The 22,013-nt window shown below is 47.3% G+C and carries 19 protein-coding genes, 1 other RNA gene and 2 pseudogenes; 12 read left to right on the top strand and 10 right to left on the bottom strand.

The features are described 5' to 3' along the window. Window positions 1-176 precede the first annotated feature (176 nt). Window positions 177-494, bottom strand: coding sequence for a DUF3144 domain-containing protein (locus tag AC0VXX_RS13845; protein ID WP_475514709.1), 318 nt, complete (start codon window positions 492-494; stop codon window positions 177-179). Between the two features lie 158 nt (window positions 495-652). After that, window positions 653-1,213: a pilin gene (locus AC0VXX_RS13840; RefSeq protein WP_475514708.1), complete on the bottom strand. Its 561-nt coding sequence runs from the start codon at window positions 1,211-1,213 to the stop codon at window positions 653-655. Window positions 1,214-1,329: 116 nt separating this feature from the next. Here AC0VXX_RS13840 and ung point away from each other — a divergent pair, with 116 nt between their 5' ends. Beyond that, window positions 1,330-1,998, top strand: a complete 669-nt coding sequence (gene ung, locus AC0VXX_RS13835) for a uracil-DNA glycosylase (RefSeq protein WP_475514707.1) — start codon at window positions 1,330-1,332, stop codon at window positions 1,996-1,998. A 245-nt stretch (window positions 1,999-2,243) separates the two neighbouring features. After that, window positions 2,244-2,831 (top strand): cold-shock protein, encoded by a 588-nt coding sequence (locus AC0VXX_RS13830; protein WP_475514706.1) that lies wholly within the window; start codon window positions 2,244-2,246, stop codon window positions 2,829-2,831. A 175-nt stretch (window positions 2,832-3,006) separates the two neighbouring features. On the opposite strand, the gene AC0VXX_RS13825 is transcribed toward AC0VXX_RS13830, so the two are convergent. The 4 genes from AC0VXX_RS13825 to AC0VXX_RS13810 all read right to left on the bottom strand — a co-directional run bounded on the left by AC0VXX_RS13825 (window position 3,007) and on the right by AC0VXX_RS13810 (window position 5,702). Then, on the bottom strand, window positions 3,007-3,471 hold the full coding sequence (locus tag AC0VXX_RS13825) for a copper resistance protein NlpE (RefSeq protein ID WP_475514705.1): 465 nt from the start codon (window positions 3,469-3,471) through the stop codon (window positions 3,007-3,009). Between the two features lie 91 nt (window positions 3,472-3,562). Continuing rightward, a complete protein-coding gene (locus AC0VXX_RS13820; RefSeq protein WP_475514704.1) occupies window positions 3,563-4,183 on the bottom strand; it encodes a 5-formyltetrahydrofolate cyclo-ligase in 621 nt (206 codons plus the stop codon). 976 nt (window positions 4,184-5,159) lie between these two features. Beyond that, window positions 5,160-5,340: non-coding RNA, 6S RNA (gene ssrS, locus AC0VXX_RS13815), on the bottom strand. 53 nt (window positions 5,341-5,393) lie between these two features. Further along, window positions 5,394-5,702 (bottom strand): cell division protein ZapA, encoded by a 309-nt coding sequence (locus AC0VXX_RS13810; protein ID WP_475514703.1) that lies wholly within the window; start codon window positions 5,700-5,702, stop codon window positions 5,394-5,396. 330 nt (window positions 5,703-6,032) lie between these two features. Here AC0VXX_RS13810 and AC0VXX_RS13805 point away from each other — a divergent pair, with 330 nt between their 5' ends. The 7 genes from AC0VXX_RS13805 (at window position 6,033) to AC0VXX_RS13775 (ending at window position 15,407) form a co-directional block, all read left to right on the top strand. Next, window positions 6,033-6,605 (top strand): UPF0149 family protein, encoded by a 573-nt coding sequence (locus tag AC0VXX_RS13805; RefSeq protein ID WP_475514702.1) that lies wholly within the window; start codon window positions 6,033-6,035, stop codon window positions 6,603-6,605. Window positions 6,606-6,667: 62 nt separating this feature from the next. Then, window positions 6,668-7,903 carry a 2-octaprenyl-6-methoxyphenyl hydroxylase gene (gene ubiH, locus AC0VXX_RS13800; RefSeq protein WP_475514701.1) on the top strand — a complete coding sequence of 412 codons (1,236 nt, stop codon included), beginning with the start codon at window positions 6,668-6,670 and terminating at the stop codon, window positions 7,901-7,903. Window positions 7,904-7,920: 17 nt separating this feature from the next. Then, the gene (locus AC0VXX_RS13795) at window positions 7,921-9,129 is read left to right on the top strand and encodes an FAD-dependent monooxygenase (protein WP_475514700.1); all 1,209 of its coding nucleotides are present in this window, start codon (window positions 7,921-7,923) and stop codon (window positions 9,127-9,129) included. 466 nt (window positions 9,130-9,595) lie between these two features. Continuing rightward, on the top strand, window positions 9,596-10,690 hold the full coding sequence (gcvT, locus tag AC0VXX_RS13790; RefSeq protein ID WP_475514699.1) for a glycine cleavage system aminomethyltransferase GcvT: 1,095 nt from the start codon (window positions 9,596-9,598) through the stop codon (window positions 10,688-10,690). Between the two features lie 68 nt (window positions 10,691-10,758). Further along, window positions 10,759-11,148: a glycine cleavage system protein GcvH gene (gcvH, locus tag AC0VXX_RS13785; protein WP_110457408.1), complete on the top strand. Its 390-nt coding sequence runs from the start codon at window positions 10,759-10,761 to the stop codon at window positions 11,146-11,148. 131 nt (window positions 11,149-11,279) lie between these two features. Continuing rightward, window positions 11,280-14,168, top strand: a complete 2,889-nt coding sequence (gene gcvP / locus AC0VXX_RS13780) for an aminomethyl-transferring glycine dehydrogenase (RefSeq protein WP_475514698.1) — start codon at window positions 11,280-11,282, stop codon at window positions 14,166-14,168. A 351-nt stretch (window positions 14,169-14,519) separates the two neighbouring features. Next, window positions 14,520-15,407: an IS982 family transposase gene (locus tag AC0VXX_RS13775; RefSeq protein WP_475514697.1), complete on the top strand. Its 888-nt coding sequence runs from the start codon at window positions 14,520-14,522 to the stop codon at window positions 15,405-15,407. Window positions 15,408-15,560: 153 nt separating this feature from the next. On the opposite strand, the gene AC0VXX_RS13770 is transcribed toward AC0VXX_RS13775, so the two are convergent. Continuing rightward, on the bottom strand, window positions 15,561-16,436 hold the full coding sequence (locus tag AC0VXX_RS13770; RefSeq protein WP_475514696.1) for a DODA-type extradiol aromatic ring-opening family dioxygenase: 876 nt from the start codon (window positions 16,434-16,436) through the stop codon (window positions 15,561-15,563). 111 nt (window positions 16,437-16,547) lie between these two features. Beyond that, window positions 16,548-17,000 carry a DoxX family protein gene (locus AC0VXX_RS13765; protein WP_475514695.1) on the bottom strand — a complete coding sequence of 151 codons (453 nt, stop codon included), beginning with the start codon at window positions 16,998-17,000 and terminating at the stop codon, window positions 16,548-16,550. A 160-nt stretch (window positions 17,001-17,160) separates the two neighbouring features. Between AC0VXX_RS13765 and AC0VXX_RS13760 the strand changes: the two genes are divergently transcribed. Further along, the gene (locus AC0VXX_RS13760; protein WP_475514694.1) at window positions 17,161-18,093 is read left to right on the top strand and encodes a LysR family transcriptional regulator; all 933 of its coding nucleotides are present in this window, start codon (window positions 17,161-17,163) and stop codon (window positions 18,091-18,093) included. Between the two features lie 190 nt (window positions 18,094-18,283). Beyond that, a pseudogene (locus AC0VXX_RS13755) lies at window positions 18,284-18,391 on the top strand (VOC family protein); the annotation flags it as partial. Between the two features lie 89 nt (window positions 18,392-18,480). On the opposite strand, the gene AC0VXX_RS13750 reads toward AC0VXX_RS13755, so the two are convergent. Together AC0VXX_RS13750 and AC0VXX_RS13745 are read right to left on the bottom strand one after the other, a co-directional pair. Continuing rightward, entirely contained in the window at window positions 18,481-19,683 is a 1,203-nt protein-coding gene (locus tag AC0VXX_RS13750) for an IS256 family transposase (RefSeq protein ID WP_475514612.1), read from the bottom strand. A gap of 24 nt (window positions 19,684-19,707) precedes the next feature. Next, window positions 19,708-21,281 (bottom strand): IS3 family transposase gene (locus tag AC0VXX_RS13745; protein WP_475514693.1). Its coding sequence is split into 2 segments (ribosomal slippage): window positions 19,708-20,813 and window positions 20,813-21,281, totalling 1,575 coding nucleotides; the frame shifts between segments, so codons are not numbered across the junction. 76 nt (window positions 21,282-21,357) lie between these two features. Between AC0VXX_RS13745 and AC0VXX_RS13740 the strand changes: the two are divergent. Then, window positions 21,358-21,744: pseudogene (locus tag AC0VXX_RS13740) on the top strand (VOC family protein); the annotation flags it as partial. Between the last annotated feature and the right edge of the window lie 269 nt (window positions 21,745-22,013).

Genomic DNA, 22,013 nt, shown 5'->3' with positions numbered 1-22,013 from the left:
GATCTACACATGGTTATAGATGCACAAATAGTGAGAAATAGATAAAGTGCTAGGGGTATCGTTGTGAGGTTATGGGAGAAAGCAGTTAACTTAATCATGAGTTAACTTAACCCGATTAACTATGCCATCGCTTACCTGAGCAGTAAGGCGATGGCATACAAGGTTACATCTAGTGATTAACCTTTAAAGACTTGTACCGCGTCATCTTTCACCGGCTCGCTCTGGGCTGGTGATGGGCTATTAATGTGGTCATCAAGATTGTCATTTAACATATCGCGGTATTCTTTGCTAAACCACTCTAGTGCATTGTCTTTTTCAGCAGCCAAATCAGATGATTTGATTGATGCTTCAAATGCATTAAAACGGGCGGCAGCAAAACGCAGCGCCGTGCCGACTTTACCGACATCTTGCTCTTGGCCGCTAAGCTCGTTAGCAAGGGCGATGAATTGATCGGCTAATTCAAAAATAGTGGTTTCTTTTTGCTGTTCTGACATGCTGTTGGCTCACAATTGAGTGAATGTAATAGGCGGATATTAACTTAAATTAGCCAACAGTGAATCATTGAATGTGGCTTTATGAGATCAAATTGGCAAATTGCCTCGATTCATTGCTTGCTTCAATTTTTAGCTTATCCTCCCAAGTTAAGAGGTATTTAGCTATTTGGATCGCTGTCGACAACGACTTGGCCATTACGAGAGTCGTAATAGATGCTTAAGTTTTTATTGTTATTGAACTCATAACGGCACTGATTAATGGCAATATAATTGGCTCTGTAATCTGTCTCCTCACTGCTATCGAAGCGCGACACGCTAGGCTGATCCCCTTGGTAAAGGGTTTGCCATACGGAAATACAATCTTCGACATTATCGAGTGAGGGAGAGGGCTCGTTATCGGTGAAATAGTGTTGAGCAGGCCATCCAGCGGCATTAAAATCCATTTCGCCTGATTCAGCCTCTCCAAAAGTGGGCAGGTTTTCAGCAGGCCCTGAGCCTACACGGGTGGCCCAAACCGCATGGGCAAGGTTAATCCCCGCTTTAAATGCGCCGCCTGTGGCTTTGACGCTGGCAATTTGAGCGTCTTGAGAGACATTTAAAAATTTAGGTAGGGCGGTGATCGCCAGGATACCTAACACGATAATCACCACGACGAGCTCATTAAGGTAAAACCAGGCTGTTGCTTTTGAGATTTCATGGTGAATATGTCCTAATAACAATAAAGTTGCAGCCGGGTCATCCCTAGCGCTTTTTAAGCGTTTGCGTCTATAGGGTGTTATGGCAAATGATACATTAGTAATTAATTTTAATCGTTTTTTAATCTAAAGAGAAGTGTATGGAGCATATCGCAAACTGGGATGACTTTATTCAGCAGCAGTCACAATTGGACTATTTTATTCAGCTGCAAGATTTTGTCGCGGCCGAGCGCGCCGCGGGTAAAGCCATTTATCCTAGTGATGGTGAGGTATTTAATGCCTTTAGCTTAACGCCACTGGACAAGGTGAGTGTGGTGTTGATTGGGCAAGATCCCTACCATGGTGCAGGGCAAGCCCATGGCTTATGCTTTTCGGTAAAACCAGGCATTAAGACGCCACCTTCATTAGTTAATATCTACAAAGAGCTAGCGACGGACATTCCAGGATTCACCCTGCCTAATCATGGTGATTTACGCCAGTGGGCTGCCCAAGGCGTATTGATGTTAAATACGGTATTAACGGTTGAGCAGGGGAAAGCGCACTCTCATGCTAAAGCGGGCTGGGAAACCTTTACCGATAATGCCTTGGTACTGCTTAATGCCCAGCCACAACCAATCATATTTGTGTTGTGGGGAGCCCATGCGATTAAAAAAGCGAAGTGGATCACTCAAGGGCATCACCAAAAGCTAACGGGGCCACACCCTTCGCCGTTATCGGCGTATCGTGGTTTTTTCGGTTGTGCTCATTTCTCTAAAATCAATGAGTTACTTTTGCAACACGGGCAACCCGTTATCGACTGGCAAGTCTAACGCATTGGCATCAACAGAGATAATTCCTACTTGCTGTCAGGCCAATAGGTCATTATATTTATGAGTGTTGTATTTTTGTTAACCAACAAGAGTGGGTCAACCCTGTGGGGATTGAATCAATCATTCTTGAGCAAAAGTGTAGCTAAACTGTCATTGAGTAATAGAACAATAATTAATCGTTAATGGCTAAGGTTATTAACTGCTGGCATTTTTTATAAGCCAAGATGGCTTAGATGGGCGTGAATATGGATATCAGGACGAAGCGAGGAACGCTTGTTCGTTGGAATAATGAACAACGAGTGGGTTTTATCGCCCCAGACGATGGATCAGATGAACTGCGCATACTTGGCGCTAACTTACTACCTTATGAGCATACGCCTCAAGAAGGGCAGGCCGTTGTTTATCGCCAATGGAAAGATAGACTTCGCGGCATCAAGGTGATCAAAGGTGAGATAGACCTGGGTCATCCCATCAAACTAACTTCCCCTTTCGATAATCCTAATCATACGATTGGCATAGATACCATGAGTTGGCAGCTTAAGGTTGGACTGGTGGTATGTGCGCTGGTGTTAGCCAGTTTACTTTATCTATTGATGATCAATTACGAGCTTGGTACCGACGGGGCTCAACCGCCAGCAGGATTATTTCCGGCAGGTTCTGAGCACTATATTGGCAAGCAAATACTGCCAAATACCCATTTTAGTTGTGATACCCGTAAGCAATGTTTACAGATGACCTCGTGCCAAGAGGCGCAATATTTTGTGCAGCACTGCTCAGGTTTTGAAAAGATGGTTGGTGAAATGCCCTGTGAAAAACTCTGGTGTAAGATGTAAGTCGCTGCGAATGATAGGCTTGATTAAATCTTTTTATTCAATAGGTTAATTTTAAATTTAAGATTAAAGGCGCAAAGGTGATCCCCAGACGCCTTATGTTGTGACAATTGCATTCTGTAAATTTATCACCCGTATTAAATGGTCATCATAGTATGCGCTCGCCATCTTTACCTTATTATTGGGTTTTCGCTAGGCGGTAATGCTCGGCTAGCGCACCAGTGATCCGTTTGCCCTCTTGGTCTAGCATAAATAATTGGTTCTCGCCGACTTGAAACTGCATAGGAGTTGCATCATTAGCTAGGCTAATCGCGCTGCCGTGTTCGTTCCAAGTAAAGTTGCCTTCCTTGATAATTAGCTCGCCAGACTCTCCTAGATAACGCTGCGTTAAACGATAACTAAGATCGGCGTTGATCACCAAGTGCGTCTCTATCCCTTCACAGCTGGCACAAGGCAGTACGCCCGAGTATTCTCCCGGCCAATCTAAGGCATTTTGGCTATTGTCGCCGATTGATGTCGTAGGCTCGCTCACAGCAGTGGCTATCGCAGGTGGTGTAGCGGTTGCCGGTGTTGCTGTGGTCGATGTTGGCGTATGACAAGCTGTTAGGGTTAGTGCGCCTAATAAGATAAGCAGTGGCTTCATAAAAACTCCTTATGGATAAATATTGTTATGCATTAGATTTGTGCGGTATTTATTGAATTCAACAGATGGCTACCCTCTTCTTTAATCCTAGTTACGAACCATACACTATGCGCGTTGGGGTAATAATAACAGGCAAGGGCACATCCCAATGTTCGCACGGTAAGCGACTGACTTGCTGACAGTCATGGGCATAACCTACAGGTAAAGGTTTACCCGTTAGCGGCCAATGGGCAAGGGTACGGTCATAATAACCCCCGCCCATACCCATGCGATTGCCATTGGCATCAAATGCCACTAATGGCGCTATCACCATATCCAGTTGATGAGGCAGACGCATCTGCGTGATCGCCAGCTTGGGCTCAAATATACCGAGGCGATTTTTAATTAATGGAGAATCGGCTCGGTAGGCGAGAAAGATAAGGTTACCCGGCGAAAAGGGATGCAGCCGAGGCAGGTATACCTCAATCCCTCGTTGCCACAGCGCGTAAATTAAGGGCTGGGTATCGAGTTCACCATCGTTAGCTAAATACAGTGCCACTCGTTTTACGCCGCGCTCGGTGATTAACTGCAGGGCGTGTTGGCATGCTTGGTTGGCAAACTGACGCTGCTGCTTGCTAGATAATGCGTTACGGGCCGTTCGCACCTGTTCGCGCAACATTTGACGCGTAATAAGCATAGGTGTGGTGGATGATAATAGGGGGCTCAATGGCATACTTCCTGTAAAACGTCTGATTAACCGCTGCTCTGTAAAGGTTACCGTTAGGCTGAGCGCTCAGTGTAGCGTTAGGCAGGCTATCGATTCAATGGGTAAAATATTATCAACCCATAAGTGTTTCAAGGTGGGTAATTTGTTTCATTTGCAACCGATGTAAAAAAGCCACCGCTGGTTAAAGCGATGGCTTAATTATTTGAATTGCTCCCCAAGGTGCCGTTACCGGTGTAGCCTTTGAACCCATAAGTGTTTCAAGGTGGGTAATTTGTTTCATTTGCAACCGGTGTAAAAAAGCCACCGCTGGTTAAAGCGATGGCTTAATTATTTGAATTGCGCCCCAAGGCGTTGTTACCGGTGTAGCCTTTGAACCCATAAGTGTTTCAAGGTGGGTAATTTGTTTCATTTGCAACCGATGTAAAAAAGCCACCGCTGGTTAAAGCGATGGCTTAATTATTTGAATTGCTCCCCAAGGCGTTGTTACCTGTGTAGCCTTTGAACCCATAAGTGTTTCAAGGTGGGTAATTTGTTTCATTTGCAACAGGTGTAAAAAAGCCACCGCTGGTTAAAGCGATGGCTTAATTATTTGAATTGCTCCCCAAGGCGTTGTTACCTGTGTAGCCCTTGAACCCATAAGTGTTGCAAGGTGGGTAATTTGTTTCATTTGCAACAGGTGTAAAAAAGCCACCGCTGGTTAAAGCGATGGCTTAATTATTTGAATTGCTCCCCCAAGGCGTTGTTACCTGTGTAGCCTTTGAACCCATAAGTGTTTCAAGGTGGGGAATTTGTTTCATTTGCAACAGGTGTAAAAAAGCCACCGCTGGTTAAAGCGATGGCTTAATTATTTGAATTGCGCCCCAAGGCGTTGTTACCTGTGTAGCCTTTGAACCCATAAGTGTTTCAAGGTGGGTAATTTGTTTCATTTGCAACAGATGTAAAAAAGCCACCGCTGGTTAAAGCGATGGCTTAATTATTTGAATTGCTCCCCAAGGTGCCGTTACCGGTGTAGCCCTTGAACCGTAGGTTCAAGGCGGGTAAATGATTAACTCCTAAGGCTTCTCGGTTCGAGCCGAGCTTGCGCAATGTCATTAAAGCATTCACCCTGGGTTTGTAAATATCGGCACAGGGACATAACCGACTCACGCACACCACAGGGAGCAAAAACGTTGCATAGATACTCAGTGAGTATCAGCTAATTGATGCTTCAATTAGCTTAGTCTTCTTTAGTCGAGCGCTCAACTAGCGCACTTTCTAAGGTCGACTGTAGCAGACCAATTTTATCATCCATCTGCTTTATATAATCTTGATTTTTCTTCTGTTCTTCTAACAATTCATAGCCGATATTCAATGCGGCCATGATGGCAATCTCTTCCCGACTCAAGTTATTGGTGCGGGCACGAAGGGTGCTTAACTGTTTTTCCAGTTTTGCCGCTACATGACGCAAAGCATCTTCTTGACCAATAGGGCAAGCGATGGAGTAGGTCCGGCCTAATAAGCTAATCTCTATAGCATGGCTACTCATTTGCTGATGTAGATCCTTTTATCGTGTTGTTGAGCGGACTATATCGGTCTGTATCTTAAAGTGCAATAACACTTGGGTGCTAATAACACTTTGTTAGATTAAATGTTGTTTAGATAACCAATCACAGGCGCCTTGCGCGATAAATGGCGGTAAATCGCATCGCTTTTGGTGAAAACCTCGCCAACAGGCCCTGGCCTATGCGGTTTTTTTCACCACCTATCAGCCGTCTTAGTGGGCATAATGTTTGGCAGTGGCTCACGTTTTTAATCTTGGTCGATGTGGTCAATTCTGCTAGCATGTGCACAGAGAAAATATGATTGGACATTAGTTATGGCAACGCCTCCCTCTTTAAGTATTGATAGCCTATTGGCCGAGCTCAATGGTGCTGAAATCGCTCAACATCCGGTAGAAGTACATGGCTCACTCGTGGGGCTTATTTGCGGTGGTGTGGGCCAAGCAAAAAGCGAATGGTTAAAGTCACTGTTAGAGTTAATTAATGATGGCCAATTACCGCCGCCATCGCTGACTCAACTGCTCGAAGAGCTCTACCAAGATACTGTCGCGCGGATCACCGATGCCGATTTTGGCTTTACGCCAATGGCCCCCGAAGAGGAAGAGCCGCTTAATAAGCGGGTTGAAGCACTCTCGTTATGGGTACAAAGCTTCTTAACGGGTCTGGCGATTGTGCAGCCTAAACTCAATCGCGCCTCTAAAGATGTCAAAGAGGTGATCAATGATCTGGCCGAAATCGCGCAGGTAGAATTTGACGTGGCCGACGATGATGAGTCTGAAGCGGCCTACATAGAGCTGATGGAGTTTTCGCGCATGGCGGCACTGCTGTGCTACGCCGAATTTGGCCCACAGCCGAGTGAGATCACAGATCAAGACCCCAAAATTCATTAAGATTGCCAACAGCAAAAGTCACGGCAGGTACCGCTAAGTATCTGCCTAAATAGAGAAATTGAATGACCGCGTCTCAGACCACAGTTGATTTTGATATCGCCATTGTTGGCGGCGCCATGGCCGGTGCCACGTTAGCCTTAGGGCTAGCCAAGCTAGCGCAGGAGCTCAAGCGTCCCTTAAAGGTCGCTTTGATTGAAGCCAGCCTTCCCGGTGGTCAGCATCCCGGTTTTGACGCCCGCTCAATCGCCATAGCGCAAGGCTCTATTTTCGAGCTGACCCGATTAGGCATCTGGCCTAAATTGGCCCATTTGGGCACCCCAATCGACAACATTCATGTGTCCGATCGCGGCCATTTCGGCATGACCACCCTCAATGCTAGCGACTTTCACCTGCCTTACTTAGGGCAAGTGGTCGAGCTAGAGCGTGTAGGCGCCGCGTTATTTGAACTCTTAGAGAAACAGCAGATTAGCCTGTATTGCCCGGCTAAGTTAGCCAGCATTCGCGCCGATATCGACGCGAATTATTTGCTGCTTGATGATGGTCGTGAACTCAGCGCTAAGCTGGTAGTGGCTGCCGATGGGGTTAACTCGGTCGTCAGGCGTGACTTTACCTTGCCCCTTGAGCAAGTGGATTTCGAGCAGGTGGCGGTGGTGGCGAATATCGGCATCGACAAGCCCCATGGACAATGGGCTTATGAGCGCTTTACCGACTCTGGCCCATTAGCCTTGCTGCCGATGGCCAATGTTGATGGTCAGGCTCGCATGTCTTTAGTGTGGGCATTGTCGCCCGCCATGGCGCAGCAAATGTTAACCTGCTCTAAATCGACCTTCTTAGTCAGTTTGCAGCAGGCCTTTGGCTATCGAGCAGGGCAATTTATCGAGGTTGGAGAGCGCCACGCTTATCCGCTTAAGTTGTCGTCGATGCCGCGGCCTATCTATCAGCGCACCCTATTTATTGGTAACGCCGCCCAAACCTTACACCCCATTGCCGGTCAAGGGTTTAACCTTGGGTTGCGTGATTTAGTCTGCGTTATCGATGCGGTGCGCGGCGCGCTATTAGCAGGAGACGATCTTGGCGGTGCTAAGCTGACCCATCAGTATCTAGCTCAGCGCAGTCAAGACAGGGCATCGACCATCAACAATGTCGAGTTTTTGGTGCGCGGCTTCTCCAATCAACACTGGCCGCTGGTGGCCGGACGTAATATAGGGCTGCGCCTCTTGTCGTGGTGTCCGCCGCTAAAAACCCCCATTGCCCGCCAAGCCATGGGATGGAAATCCCCTACAACTTCAGCCTCGTAGCGATAAAGGATACCCCTATGTTCAGCACTCAAACCTATGATGTAGCCATTGTTGGCGGTGGTATGGTGGGACTGGCCACGGCCATCGGCTTAGCGATGGAGTCGCTGCGGGTGGTGGTTATCGACGCCGGTGAAACCCAAGCCGTGTCGGGCGAGGCGCGTATGCGCGTCAGTGCGATTAACAAGGCCAGTCAACGTTTGCTTACCCATCTTGGCGCTTGGTCCTATGTCGATGAGGCGCGCATGGGGCCATACCAAAAAATGGCGGTGTGGGATAAAGACGGCCTAGGTAAAATTGGTTTCGACGCCCACAGTATCAGCGAGCAAACCTTAGGCAGCATCATTGAAAATGACAACATCAGCCACGCACTGGCTAGCCGTGCGGCTGAGCTTGATGAGATAACCCATCTTGAAAATCGACGCCTCGACAAAATTGCCTTTGGCGAGCGCGAAGCATGGCTCACCTTAGATAACGGCGACAACCTGTCGGCGGCCCTCGTGATAGGCGCCGATGGAGCCAACTCTTGGGTGCGCGAGCAGTGCAAGATCCCGATGACCTTTTGGGATTATGGCCACCACGCCATTGTCGCGACGGTGCGCACCGAGCTGCCTCACAATGACACCGCACGGCAGGTGTTTTTACAAGATGGCCCATTGGCCTTTTTACCCCTGTTTGAAGCGAACCTCTGCTCTATCGTCTGGTCGGTGCCGCCAACCAAGGCACAAGCCTTACTCGACGGCGATGCGGTGCAGTTTGAGCGCAGCCTTACCGCAGCTTTCGACGGTAAGCTAGGCATGTGTACACTCGAAAGTGAGCCACAGGCTTTTCCACTGCGCATGCGTTATGCGCGCCACTTTGCCCGCCACCGCTTACTGCTTGCAGGCGACGCGGCCCATACCATACATCCATTGGCGGGGCAGGGGGTTAACCTTGGGTTTCTTGATGCCGCGGCCATTATCGAAACCCTGAGTGAGCTTAAGCGTACGGGTAAAGATTTAGGCGACTACGCCAATTTGCGCGCCCTTGAACGTTGGCGTAAAGCCGATGCGCTGGAGATGATTGCCGCAATGGAAGGCTTTAGGCGCCTCTTCGATGGGGCGAACCCAGTGAAACAAGCACTGCGAGATTTAGGGCTTAATTTGGTTGATAATTTTTCTCCTGTGAAAACACTGTTTATGCAACAGGCGATGGGCAATAAAAGCCGTCTGCCAGCCCTGTGTAAATAAGTATCATTGAAAATGAGTTTGGCCAACTTTGCGTTTAAATACAGTGGCTTGAAAGGTTGCCGTGGTGTTGTTTTTTTGCGCTGTAAAAAAGCTACGATTAACGCATAAGAAAAAGTAATGTTAAATACGCTCGGATTAGAAAAATATCTTGTATACAAAACTGTGACGCAAGGTATAATTTCGCCGCATTTTGATACCATTGACCCGTCTTAGCAGGCGACACTGTCGATGCATCATATTCGACGCAATTGATGCAAAAATTCATCTTTGCAATCACATCCTGACCCAACGTACCCTACGTTCAGGTGTGTCTATAAATAAAGCACACCTAGGTGTCGCATAGCTCAAACCACAGGTGGAAACGGGATCTTATCCGAGCCTTTCGGTTAGTCCCGTTATCAATGTATTTCAGCCATGTTGTCACCGTCAGGTAAGACCCGAAAAGGGCATTAAAGAAGAGATAATAATGGCTAATAAAACTGTACTCTTTAACAAGCACTTGGAATCTAATGCCAAGATGGTCGACTTCCACGGTTGGGAAATGCCGATTAACTACGGCTCTCAAATCGAAGAACACCATGCTGTACGTCAAGACGCAGGTATGTTTGACGTCTCTCATATGACAGTGGTTGACGTAACCGGCACTCAAGCCTGTGAATTTCTGCGTAAACTGTTGGCAAACGACGTTGCCAAACTCACCGTACCGGGTAAAGCGCTTTACTGCGGTATGCTAGACCACAATGCTGGCCTTATCGACGACCTCATCACCTATTATCTCGACGACACCCATTACCGTATTGTGGTTAACTCTGCGACCCGTGAAAAAGACCTCGCTTGGATTGCTGAGCAAGTGAAGGGCTTTGATGTCACCATTACCGAACGTCCAGAAATGGCGATGATTGCCGTACAAGGCCCTAACGCCAAGGCGAAAGCTGCCAGCGTGTTTACTGCCGAGCAAAACGCCGCCGTAGAGGGGATGAAACCTTTCTTTGGTGTGCAATCAGGTTCTTTGTTTATTGCCACTACTGGTTATACCGGTGAAGCGGGTTACGAGATCATTGTGCCTGAAGATGAAGCGGCCGCCCTTTGGCAAGCACTACTCGACAATGGCGTTAAGCCATGTGGTTTAGGTGCCCGTGACACCCTGCGTTTAGAAGCAGGCATGAACCTATATGGTCTAGATATGGACGAAAGCGTTAACCCGCTCGAAGCCAACATGGCATGGACTATTGCCTGGGAGCCAAGCGATCGTGACTTTATTGGCCGTGAAGCATTAAGTGCCATCAAAGCGGCGGGTACCCATAAGCAAGTGGGCCTAGTGATGGAAGCCAAAGGGGTGATTCGCCCAGGTATGGATGTGTTCTTTACCGACGCGAACGGCGAAGAGCAGCAAGGGGTTATCACCAGCGGTACATTCTCACCGACCTTGGGCTATTCTATTGCCATGGCACGCTTGCCCAGTTCTGTTGGCGATGTCGCAGAAGTAGAGATGCGTAAAAAGCGCGTGCCTGTTAAAGTCATAGCCCCTGGCTTTGTGCGTAACGGTAAACAAGTATTCTAATTTTTAGCTTAACTTACACATTGTCTGATTAGTCAAAATTGAGTATTACGGAAAAAGGATTAAAAATAATGAGCAATATTCCAGCTGAACTAAAGTACGCTTCTTCACACGAATGGATCCGCAAAGAAGCAGACGGTTCATACACTGTCGGCATCAGTGAGCACGCCCAAGAGCTGCTAGGTGACATGGTCTTTGTTGAGCTACCAGAAGTGGGCGACACAGTCACCGCCGGTGAAGACTGCGCCGTGGCCGAGTCGGTTAAAGCTGCCTCTGATATCTACGCGCCTATTTCTGGCGAAGTGATTGCCGTTAACGAATCATTAGAAGATTCTCCAGAGCTAGTTAACAGCGACGCATACGGTGACGGTTGGTTCTTCCGCGTGATGCCATCTGACGAGTCTGAAGTTGACAGCCTGCTTGATGCCGAAGGGTATCAAGAAGTTATCGACGAAGAGTAAGCGTCGAGCCCCTAAAGCCCCATGCCTAAATGACATGGGGTTTTTCGTTATACCGCCCTACATTAAAAATGAGACCGGTAACACCGCCCCCCTACAGGCAGGATACTGGCAAATATGGAACTAGGTTTATCATGACCACAGAAACTCTCACTCAGTTAGAGCAGCACGAACTCTTTATCCGTCGCCACATCGGGCCGGACAGCGCAGAACAGCAAGAGATGTTGAACTTCGTTGGTGCAGAATCTTTAGAAGATTTAACACAGCAGATCGTACCTGAGTCGATTCGTCTAGGCCGCGACCTTGCTGTTAGCCCAGCATGTGGCGAAGCCGAAGGTATGGCGGCGATTCGCGCCATTGCCGATAAAAACAAGGTGTTTAAAAGCTACATAGGTATGGGTTACCACGGCACGCTAGTGCCAAGTGTTATCCAGCGTAATGTGTTTGAAAACCCAGGTTGGTACACCGCGTACACTCCATATCAGCCAGAGATCGCTCAAGGTCGTCTAGAAGCCATTTTAAACTTCCAGCAGGTGTCGATGGACCTAACCGGTCTTGATTTAGCCTCAGCTTCATTGCTAGACGAAGCCACCGCAGCAGCCGAAGCCATGGCGCTGGCGAAACGTGTCTCTAAGGCCAAGAAAGCCAATATCTTCTTTGTTGCCGATGATGTGTTCCCGCAAACCCTCGATGTGGTGAAAACCCGCGCCGAGTGTTTTGGTTTTGAGATTGTCACCGGTCCTGCCGAAGACGCCGTTAACTACGATCTGTTTGGTGCACTATTCCAATACACTAACCGTCATGGTCAAATTCGCGATTTCACCGAGTTATTTGCCGCGCTTAAAGAGAAAAAAGCGGTCGTGACCGTCGCCGCCGACATCATGTCGCTAGTGATGCTTAAATCACCTGGTGCCATGGGCGCCGATGTGGTTTTTGGTAGCGCCCAGCGTTTTGGCGTGCCCATGGGCTTTGGTGGCCCACATGCCGCATTTTTCGTCTCGCGTGACGAGCACAAGCGGTCACTGCCGGGTCGTATTATTGGGGTGTCGCAAGATGCACGCGGTAACCGCGCGCTGCGTATGGCGATGCAAACCCGTGAGCAACATATTCGCCGCGAAAAAGCCAACTCAAACATCTGTACAGCGCAGGTGCTCTTGGCCAACATGGCTTCGTTCTACGCCGTATACCATGGCCCACAAGGGCTAAAAACGATTGCACAGCGTATCAACCGCTTAACCGATATCTTAGCCGCAGGCCTTAAAGCCAAAGGTGTCGAGCTGGTTAACAATACTTGGTTCGATACCCTGTCATTTAAGGTCGCCGACAGCGCGGCTGTGATAGCGCGTTCGGTTGCGGCAGAGCTTAACTTGCGTGTCGATAGTGATGGCATTCTTGGGGTCAGCATCGCTGAGCCTACCACTCGCGCCGATATCGCTCAGCTATTTGATGTGATTTTAGGTGAAGGTCATGGCCTAGACGTTGCTGCAATGGATGCCGACATCGTCGCCAATGGCAGTGGGTCAGTGCCTAGTGAGCTGGTGCGCACCGACGCTATCTTGACTCACCCAACTTTTAATCGCTACCACAGCGAAACCGAGATGATGCGTTATATCAAGCGTCTCGAAAACAAAGACTTAGCCCTAAACCACTCGATGATCTCGCTAGGCTCATGCACTATGAAGCTAAATGCCGCCACCGAGATGATGCCAGTCAGTTGGGCCGAGTTTGGCAATATGCACCCATTCTGCCCACAAGACCAAGCTCAAGGTTATGGCGAGTTGGTCGAGCAGTTGTCTGCATGGCTTGTTGATATCACAGGTTATGACGCCGTTTGCCTACAGCCTAACTCAGGCGCGCAGGGCGAATACGCGGGTCTATTAGCCATTAAGAAATACCATGAATCCCGCGGCGATGCGCACAGAAATATCTGTCTTATCCCACAATCGGCTCACGGTACTAACCCCGCGTCAGCCCAGCTTGCCGGCATGAAAGTGGTGGTGACCGCGTGTGATAAAGCCGGTAACGTCGACATGGAAGACTTGAAAGCCAAAGCCGCCGAAGTGGCCGATAACCTTTCTTGCATCATGATCACCTACCCATCGACCCACGGTGTGTATGAAGAGACAGTGCGCGAGATCTGCGACGTCATTCACAGCCATGGCGGCCAAGTCTACCTAGACGGAGCTAACATGAACGCGCAGGTGGGCTTAACGACTCCTGGTTTCATCGGCGCCGATGTATCGCACCTTAACCTACATAAAACCTTCGCGATCCCACATGGCGGCGGCGGACCCGGTATGGGCCCTATTGGTGTTAAGGCTCACCTTGCGCCTTTTGTTGCGGGTCACACCGTGGTTAAACATGGCCGCGAATCAGACAACAACGGCGCAGTATCGGCTGCACCATACGGTAGCGCCAGCATTTTGCCTATCACTTGGATGTACATTAAGTTATTGGGTTTCCAAGGCTTAAGACAATCGACTCAAGTGGCACTGCTTAATGCTAACTACATGATGAAGAAGCTATCTGCCCATTACCCTGTGCTGTACACAGGCCGTAATGATCGCGTGGCTCACGAATGTATTATCGATCTGCGTCCGCTTAAAGATGCTTCTGGCGTGACCGAAATGGATATCGCTAAGCGTCTCAACGACTATGGTTTCCACGCGCCAACCATGAGCTTCCCGGTTGCAGGCACCTTAATGATTGAGCCAACGGAATCTGAGTCTAAAGTCGAGCTAGACAGATTCATCGATGCGATGATCTCAATTCGCGGCGAAATCGCCCGAGTCGAAGCTGGCGAGTGGCCAGTGGACAACAATCCACTGCACAACGCGCCGCACACCATGGCTGACATCATGGATAGCGAGTTTGACTCACGTCCGTACAGCCGTGAACTGGCGGTATTCCCAAGTGCTGCAGTTAAGGCGAACAAGTTCTGGCCAACGGTTAACCGTATCGACGATGTTTACGGCGACCGTAATCTAATGTGTTCTTGTGCACCGATTGATGACTATAAGTAAAATGGCTACTTAGCCTCGATAATGCTGCGTTGAACCTCGGTTCTAGTCCTCATTGACACTAGTCAACTCCGGGCTAGAACCTTAGGTTCGTCTTGCCTTATCTTCGGCAGTTACGCCATTTGGCTGCTAAGACTTGCTACTGCTGCGTTGAATATCAGCTTTCGCCAAGCACTTTGGAAAGAGGTTGACACTAGTCAACTCCGCGCGAAAGCTTTCAATTCGCCTTGCATTAGCATCGCCAGCGCCGCAATTATGTAATAGCTAACCTGAACTCGGGATAAGAAATTGAACTAATAGCCCTCTTTGTGATCAGATCTCTCGACCAAGATTAATCAATCACGCAGAGGGCATATGAATAATTTAGTGGATGTATTTTGTGATGTCGATGATTTTTGTAATGCTTTTATTCCTCAATGGGAACAACAGTGCCTAACCGATGGAACTCGCAAGCGTAAGCGCGCAGGCAGAATGACGATGAGTGAAATTATGACAATTATCATCGCCTTCCATATGTCTAATCATCGTGACTTCAAGAATTTTTACACAGGATATCTGGCTCGTTTCTACAAATCTGATTTTCCAAACTTACTCAGCTACACTCGATTTCTTGAAGTCATGCCGAGTGCAGTCATTCCAATGTGCAGTTATTTTTCCTCTTTAAAAAGCGAACCGACAGGCATCGAGTTCGTTGACTCAACGAGCATTAAGGTTTGTCATAATTTACGAATTCCAAGGCATAAAACGCTAGCAGGTCTCGCCAGCCGAGGAAAAGGCACGATGGGCTGGTTCTATGGTTTTAAACTTCATCTTATTGTGAACCATCGAGGTGGCATCGTTGCAGCCAAAATAACACCTGCGAATGTGCATGACACGAAACCCGTAAAAGGTATGGTCGTTGAATCAATGGATAAACTCTATGCTGATAAGGGGTATATCGGCAAAGCGTTAGCAGGCGACCTATTAGAACGTGGGGTAACTATCGTTAATAACGTGCGTAAAAACATGAAAGCAAAGGCTTTATCATTATGGGATAGAGCCATGCTTTCTAGACGATTTATTATCGAAACAATCAATGACCAGCTAAAAAACATCTCACAAATAGAGCATACGCGGCACCGCAGCGTACATGGTTTCATGCTTAATGTGATAGGAGGTTTAGTGGCTTATCAACTCAAAGAGAATAAGCCACAACTCAATATTACATCAGCAGAATTCAACGTGATTTCAGTGTTACGTTAAACCGATCTGAGGTTAGCTAGCTTCATTGAAGCTTAGAGATTAAAAAGCGAACCTTAGGGTTCGCTTTTTTGTTAGTCGCTGGAAAACTAGCCTGCATGTTTACGTATCCTACTGCAATTGCTGAGTAGTGAAGTAGTAGCGATCCATAGAGCCTTAGCTCTGTGAACTATCTGTTTGCTTGTGCCACACAAACGAGCTGGATCGCTTGTTAAAAATGGTGACGTTTTGATGTTTATCAACGGCGCGCCCAGCTAGGCCGTAGCACACATGTAGTGGCAACAGGTGCTCTTCGCGGGGCTGACAATAACGGGCATTGGGGGCGCTTAACCAGTCTGCCATTGCTTGTGTTCGCGCGGCTTCGGTGAGCTGCTTATCGCTCAAGGTTGTCTGCAGCCAGTGTTCAAACTCATGGTTTTTAATCTGACGATCCTCAGTGTTTGGCGCAAAAAACTCCCCCATATTATGAAATGAAAAACCGGAACCGATCACCAGTAAATTGTCGTGGTCAAGAGCCTGCAATGCTTTGCCTATGTTCAAATGCTGCTTGGCATCGAGGGTATTGACCAATGACAGCTGAATAACGGGAATATCTGCCTCGGGATACATCAGCATTAATGGCACAAACATGCCGTGATCATAGCCGCGCTGATAATCTAAGTTCGCGTTAATATCGGCATCTTGTAATGCCTGTTGCACTTTTTTTGCAAGTATCGGCTCACCGGGGCTTGGGTATTGCAGCTGATAGCTAGCAGGTGGAAAACCTGCATAATCGTAGATCATTTTTGGCTTAGGGCCGGCGGTGATTGTCGCCACCGACTCTTCCCAATGGGCGCTGATCAGCAAAATGGCGCTGGGGCGTGCTAGCTTGTTAGCAAGCGATTTTAGATAAACGACCAGCTCTGCGTGATTGGGGTCATTAAGTAGCGGCATCGGGCCGCCACCATGGGAAATAAAAGCGATGTTTAGGTTGTGCATCTTCTCTCCAAGCTCATGCAGGTAGATTGCCGCGGGTTTGCCCTTGATTAACATGCTTACTTAACCTCAGCGATAGTATTAGCCATCACATCAGCCATCGCATGAACTATTACATTAGGTGCGCCATAAACGGTGACAGGCATTTTTATTTTAGGTGCGCAATCTCTACTGGCGATTGAGTTTGTTAGCGATAAGCTTATCAAGGCTTAGCGAACCAGCACCTTGTACGACTATAGCAAGGAGTGCGACCAAGAGTGTTAGTGCATATTCATAGCCGTTGTTTGCCATAAATAGGCCATTGCCAATATGCACAGTGAATATCGCAACCAGCATAGTGAAGGCGGCAATCGCTGCCGCAGGGCGAGTCACTAGGCCTAATACCAAGGCTAACCCCCCAAAAAACTCAGCGCTGCCAGCTAGTAACGCCATTAAATAACCCGGCGTCATTCCCATGCTGGCCATCCATTGCCCCGTGCCTTCCAAGCCATAACCACCAAACCACGCAAATAGTTTTTGTGCGCCGTGAGCGGCTAGAATTAGGCCAATGGGTGCTCTGAGTATTAAGCCTGCAAGCCCAGCATTTGTTTCAAATAGTGTGTTTAATCGTGATGTGTTCATGGTTATGACCTTTATTAAATTGAGTTGATTCGGTTCCCGTCTCGGGATGAACACACTTTACTATCAACATAATGCAGGGGTAAGATGGGTTTTGTAGAATAATTATCAACATATTGTTTGTAATCGGCTAAGCGATGGGACTAAGTTATGGGACTAAGTAATGGATAGAATTGATGCCATGCGCGCCTTTGTCTCGGTGGTGACAGAAGGCAGTTTCAGCAATGCTGCGACCGTAATGCAGTCATCACCGCAATTGGTGAGCAAATACGTGTCCAAATTAGAAGAGCGGCTCGATGTTAGGCTGCTGCATCGCACCACACGAAAAGTGAGCCTGACTGAAGCGGGCACACATTACTTTCAGCATGCGCAGCAGATCCTATTGAGTATCGATGAAATGGACTCCCAATTAGGCGGCCTACAACAAAACCCCAAAGGCACTTTGCGGATGAGTGCACCTGTATCATTTGCGATAAAACACCTAAGTCAGTTACTCACCGAGTTCCAGTTACAGTACCCTCAGGTTAATATCGATCTGCAGCTTAACGATCGTAAAGTGGATATTGTTGATGAAGGTTTCGATATTGCGCTGCGCATTGGACGGCTTAAAAGCTCATCACTTATTGCCAAGCAAGTCGCTCCCATCCGGTTAATGTTGTGCGCAGCGCCTGCATACTTACAAAAGCAGGGCATACCGCGTCAACCTGAAGATCTAAAACAGCACCGCTACTTGCATTACAGCTACATGGAAATGGAGGGTAAAGATCAGCTCTCCCAGTGCCTCAGGGTAAAAAACAGTGAATCGAGCGGTCAATTTCACAGTAACAATGGTGATGTGTTGGTGGGTGCTGCTATTGCTGGCGCGGGTATCGTGCTACAACCTAGCTTTATCACAAGCGAGGCCATTAGTCGTGGCAAACTGGTTGAGGTATTGCCTGAGTTTGCGCCAGAACCCTTAGGTTTATATGCGGTTTATGCCAATAGAAAACTGCTACCGCATAAGGTGAGGTGTTTTATTGATTTTATCGATGGCTACTATGGCTCACTACCTTATTGGGACCAAGCCATTATCACCAAGCAGGCACAGACGTCATAGGGCGCGCGCGCAAAACCGCATATAGATAACATAGATGCTGACGATTATCTAACTGTTGCTATCTTGGAATTGTGATAACGAAAAATACTTGTCATCATGATAATTGATAATTTTACGTAATCATCTTTGCTCCATATACTGCACTCATCGAAACAAATCATTCATCAATCATCAGAGTGTGGGCAATATTATGAAAATGAATCATGTAGGTATTATGGTCGGCGACATGGACAAAGCGGTTGAGTTTTACACTAAAGCGCTAGGTCTAAAAATCGTTATGAACAACACCAAAGCGGTGTTTTTCAAGGTAGTTGGCACTCTTTACTTAAATTTTAAGCTGCATTTCTTGTTTCAGGAGGCCGTTCAAAATTCTGTGTCAGGCTAAGTTTAAATCTCTAGCACGCTGTCTAAACGTCCTTCAAAATAAATCGCTAATTGAGATAAACAAAGGCTCCAATTGTGAATGGGCATTGTCCATTTATTCGATGCGTTCAATATGCCAGTATAAAGTAGCTTCAACAAGCTATTTTCATTAGGAAAAGCGCCTTTAGTTTTGGTTAATTTCCTAAATTGACGATGAACTGCTTCCACCGCATTGGTGGTGTAAATCACTTTTCTGATGTGCTCTGGATACTTAAAGTAGTGCGATAAATTTTGCCACTTTCGGCGCCATGATTTGATAACTAATGGGTAAGCATCCCCCCATTTAACCTCCAGCTCATCTAACGCTAACTCCGCCGCTTCCTTGCTCACAGCGCGATAAACACACTTTAAATCGGCCATGAACGCTTTCTGATTTTTCGAGGCGACATACTTCATTGAGTTGCGTATTTGATGAATAACGCACAGCTGCGTCTCTGTGTTGGGGAAGATACTGGCGATGGCTTCAGGAAACCCTGTCAGACCATCAACACAGGCGATAAGGATATCTTTTACACCGCGATTATTAAGATCGGTCAGCACAGATAACCAGTAATTAGCCCCTTCATTTTCAGATAAATGCAGGCCGAGTATTTCTTTTTTACCTTGCATATTAAGGGCTAGTAGGGTGTACACCGCCTTGCTGATATAACGCCCGTCCTCTTTGACTTTGTAATGTATCGCATCGAGCCAGACAATCGGATAATGGCTGTCTAGTGGGCGCTGTTGCCAAGCCTTAAGTTCAGGAATGAGTTTGTCTGTGATAGCGTTAATGGTCGCGTTAGAGACATTAATGCCGTACATTTCTTCGACGTGCTGATTGATGTCACGGTAGCTCATCCCCATGCTGAACATCGACAGCACTTTGCGATCGATTTCATCGGTGAGCGTGGTTTGATTCTTTTTAATCAACTGAGGCTCAAAAGAGCCATTTCTATCGCGAGGTGTGTCTAACTCAAAGCTGCCAGAGGGATGCTTAATCGTTTTAGCCATCTTACCATTCTTGCGATTAGGCTGTTCATCCTGGGCCAAATGCTGCTCAAGTTCGGCTTGCAAGGCAGCTTCGGTAAGTTGTTTAATCAATGGGCCAAGAATACTGTCTTTGCCTGTGAGGCTTTTACCGGCTTGAAGATCTTTAAGGGCTTGTTCAAAGTTAAAAGGTTGAGTCATGTGTCATTCCTGTTTTTGTACAGTTTACTGAAATGACACAGAATTATGAACACTACCTGTTTCAGTTTCAGACTCTTTTTTTGGGTTCAACACTACCTCACCGATAACGTCACAGTTCCTTATACCGTTTGGCCAGCGTTTAGGGTTTCTTGATCTTGCCTCTTCTAGTACCTCCTTACGCTTAGATAAAATCGCTTTATCTTGCATCGCATGTCGCTCACTCGGTGATACAAAATTGAGCTTACTGTGCTTATGTTTGGTATTGTACCAAGTCACAAACTCTTCTACCCATTCCCGTGCCTCGGTGATGTTTTTAAAGCCAGAGCTAGGCCATTCCGGCCGATACTTTAAGGTTCTGAATAATGCTTCGGAGTAAGGATTGTCATTGCTTACGCTTGGTCTACTTAACGAAGCGGTAACACCTAACTCTTCAAGCTTGGCTTTCATCGTCAATGACTTCATCGGAGCACCGTTATCAGAGTGCAGTACTAACGGTTTTTTGAAGCATTGCTCACGTAGCATATTGCGCTGCATTAACTCGGCCGCTAGCTCACCACATTCTCGGTCATGGACTTCATAACCCACTATCTTACGGCTATAAATATCCTCAAACATATACAGATAATAAAAGCGCCCTTTGATGACCGAGGCTAAATAAGTAATATCCCAAGACCATACTTTGTTTGGCCCATCTGCAACGTAAGCATCTGGTTTGCTTCTTTTTGTTACGCCTTGGCTTCGCCCACGCCGATTTAATTGTTCATTGGCTTTTAACACTCGATAAAAACTCGACTCTGAAGCGATATAGACCCCCTCATCAAGCAGTGTCGGCACGATTTGTGAGGGAGGTAGGCTTGCAAACCTTACCTCATTAGAGGTTGCCAATATCTGCTCTTGCTCATCATCATTAAGCTTGTTAGCAGGCGCCCGTCTTACTGCCGTAGGCCTTAAATCTGCCTGCACTTTTCCTGCTCGATACCAGCGGCGATACGTCCGTTTACTTAACTCTGCTTCAGCGCAAGCTTTGTAAAGACGCGCACCGTGGGCATAAGCTTCTTGTATTAAATCCACCAGTGTTATGCGCTTAGGCAAAGGCGTTAACTCTCCTCGCTGTCGTCCTCCCAAAGCGCATTGAGCTTTTTTCTAAGCACCAGTAAAGCCGCAGCTTCAGCGAGTGCCTTCTCCTTATAACGTAATTCTCGTTGCAGGGATTTTATTTCTGCCTTGTCTGATTTGGCTTGCTGCTTAATCGTTTTAGCTTGAACTTCACTCGTCTTAAAACCACCTAAACAATCTTGTTTCCACTGCTGAACTTGTTCTCGAAACAAGCCTTTTTCTCGGCAATATTGGCTGATTTCAGTTTCTGACATTGGTGCTGTTTCAATGAGAACTGCAAACTTAGCTTCAGCTGACCAATCATTACTGGTTAATGTTTTACCTGGCACAGGGCGACCCTCTTTTTTGGCTTTATCTCGCCAATGATACAGGGTTTGGTAGGAGATCCCCTCACTGCGAGCCACTTCCGTGACCGTCATATTGTGGGGAGGTAATAATTTCTTTAAGACAGCGTCTTTACGTTCAGGTGAATATCGTGCCATTGAGCTCTCATTGACCGCCCCCTTTATTTAATTATTGGATGATTTTAAGGGGTGACAACAATCCTGACACAGGGGGAAAGTGGTCGAAGAGCGCGAAACCGCTATCGGCAGAATGTGTATTGCCGTATTTGGTGAAGGTTTCAAAGGCTTTAAAATCGCACATTTAGTGACATCCGATGGCATCGGCGTTGAACTGTTTGAGATGAAAGATCGCGCCGAGCGTCACGAAGTCGACTTCTCGCGCCTGGGGATCTTCCACTTCTGTCTGCAAACCGATGACTTTGAAGGTGCTATCGCGCGCACTGAAGAGTATGGCGGTAAAGTGCGTATGGACATCATGCGTTACCATCCAGAAGATGATAGCAAGCCTGCGAAGATGGTGTATCTACAAGACCCGTTTGGTAACCTGTTTGAGCTTTATTCGCATACGTATCAAGAGACTTACGCCTCGGACTACGAGTAATTACTGCTTAGGCATTGATAATGCTTCGTCAGTTCGAAATTTTCGCATTGCTCGAAATAAGGAGTTTGACTGGAGTCAATTCCGTGGCGAAAAGCAGCGGCTTTTTTGTCTTACTATCGGCAGTAACGCCATAACGCTGCTAGGGGGTCTTGTCAGCGACGCAATTTATGTTGGTTTGCCTAGCTATCTAAAGCATTAAGAAAGCGACCTTTTGGTCGCTTTCTTGTTGGGTGCTGTTAATTGCTCGGGGTTGCATCTAGGATGGTTAG

This window comes from Shewanella sp. QJM3NY_23, assembly GCF_056173105.1.
The sequence above is the reverse complement of the archived record's forward strand: the minus strand, read 5'-3'. Positions and strand labels throughout refer to the sequence as shown.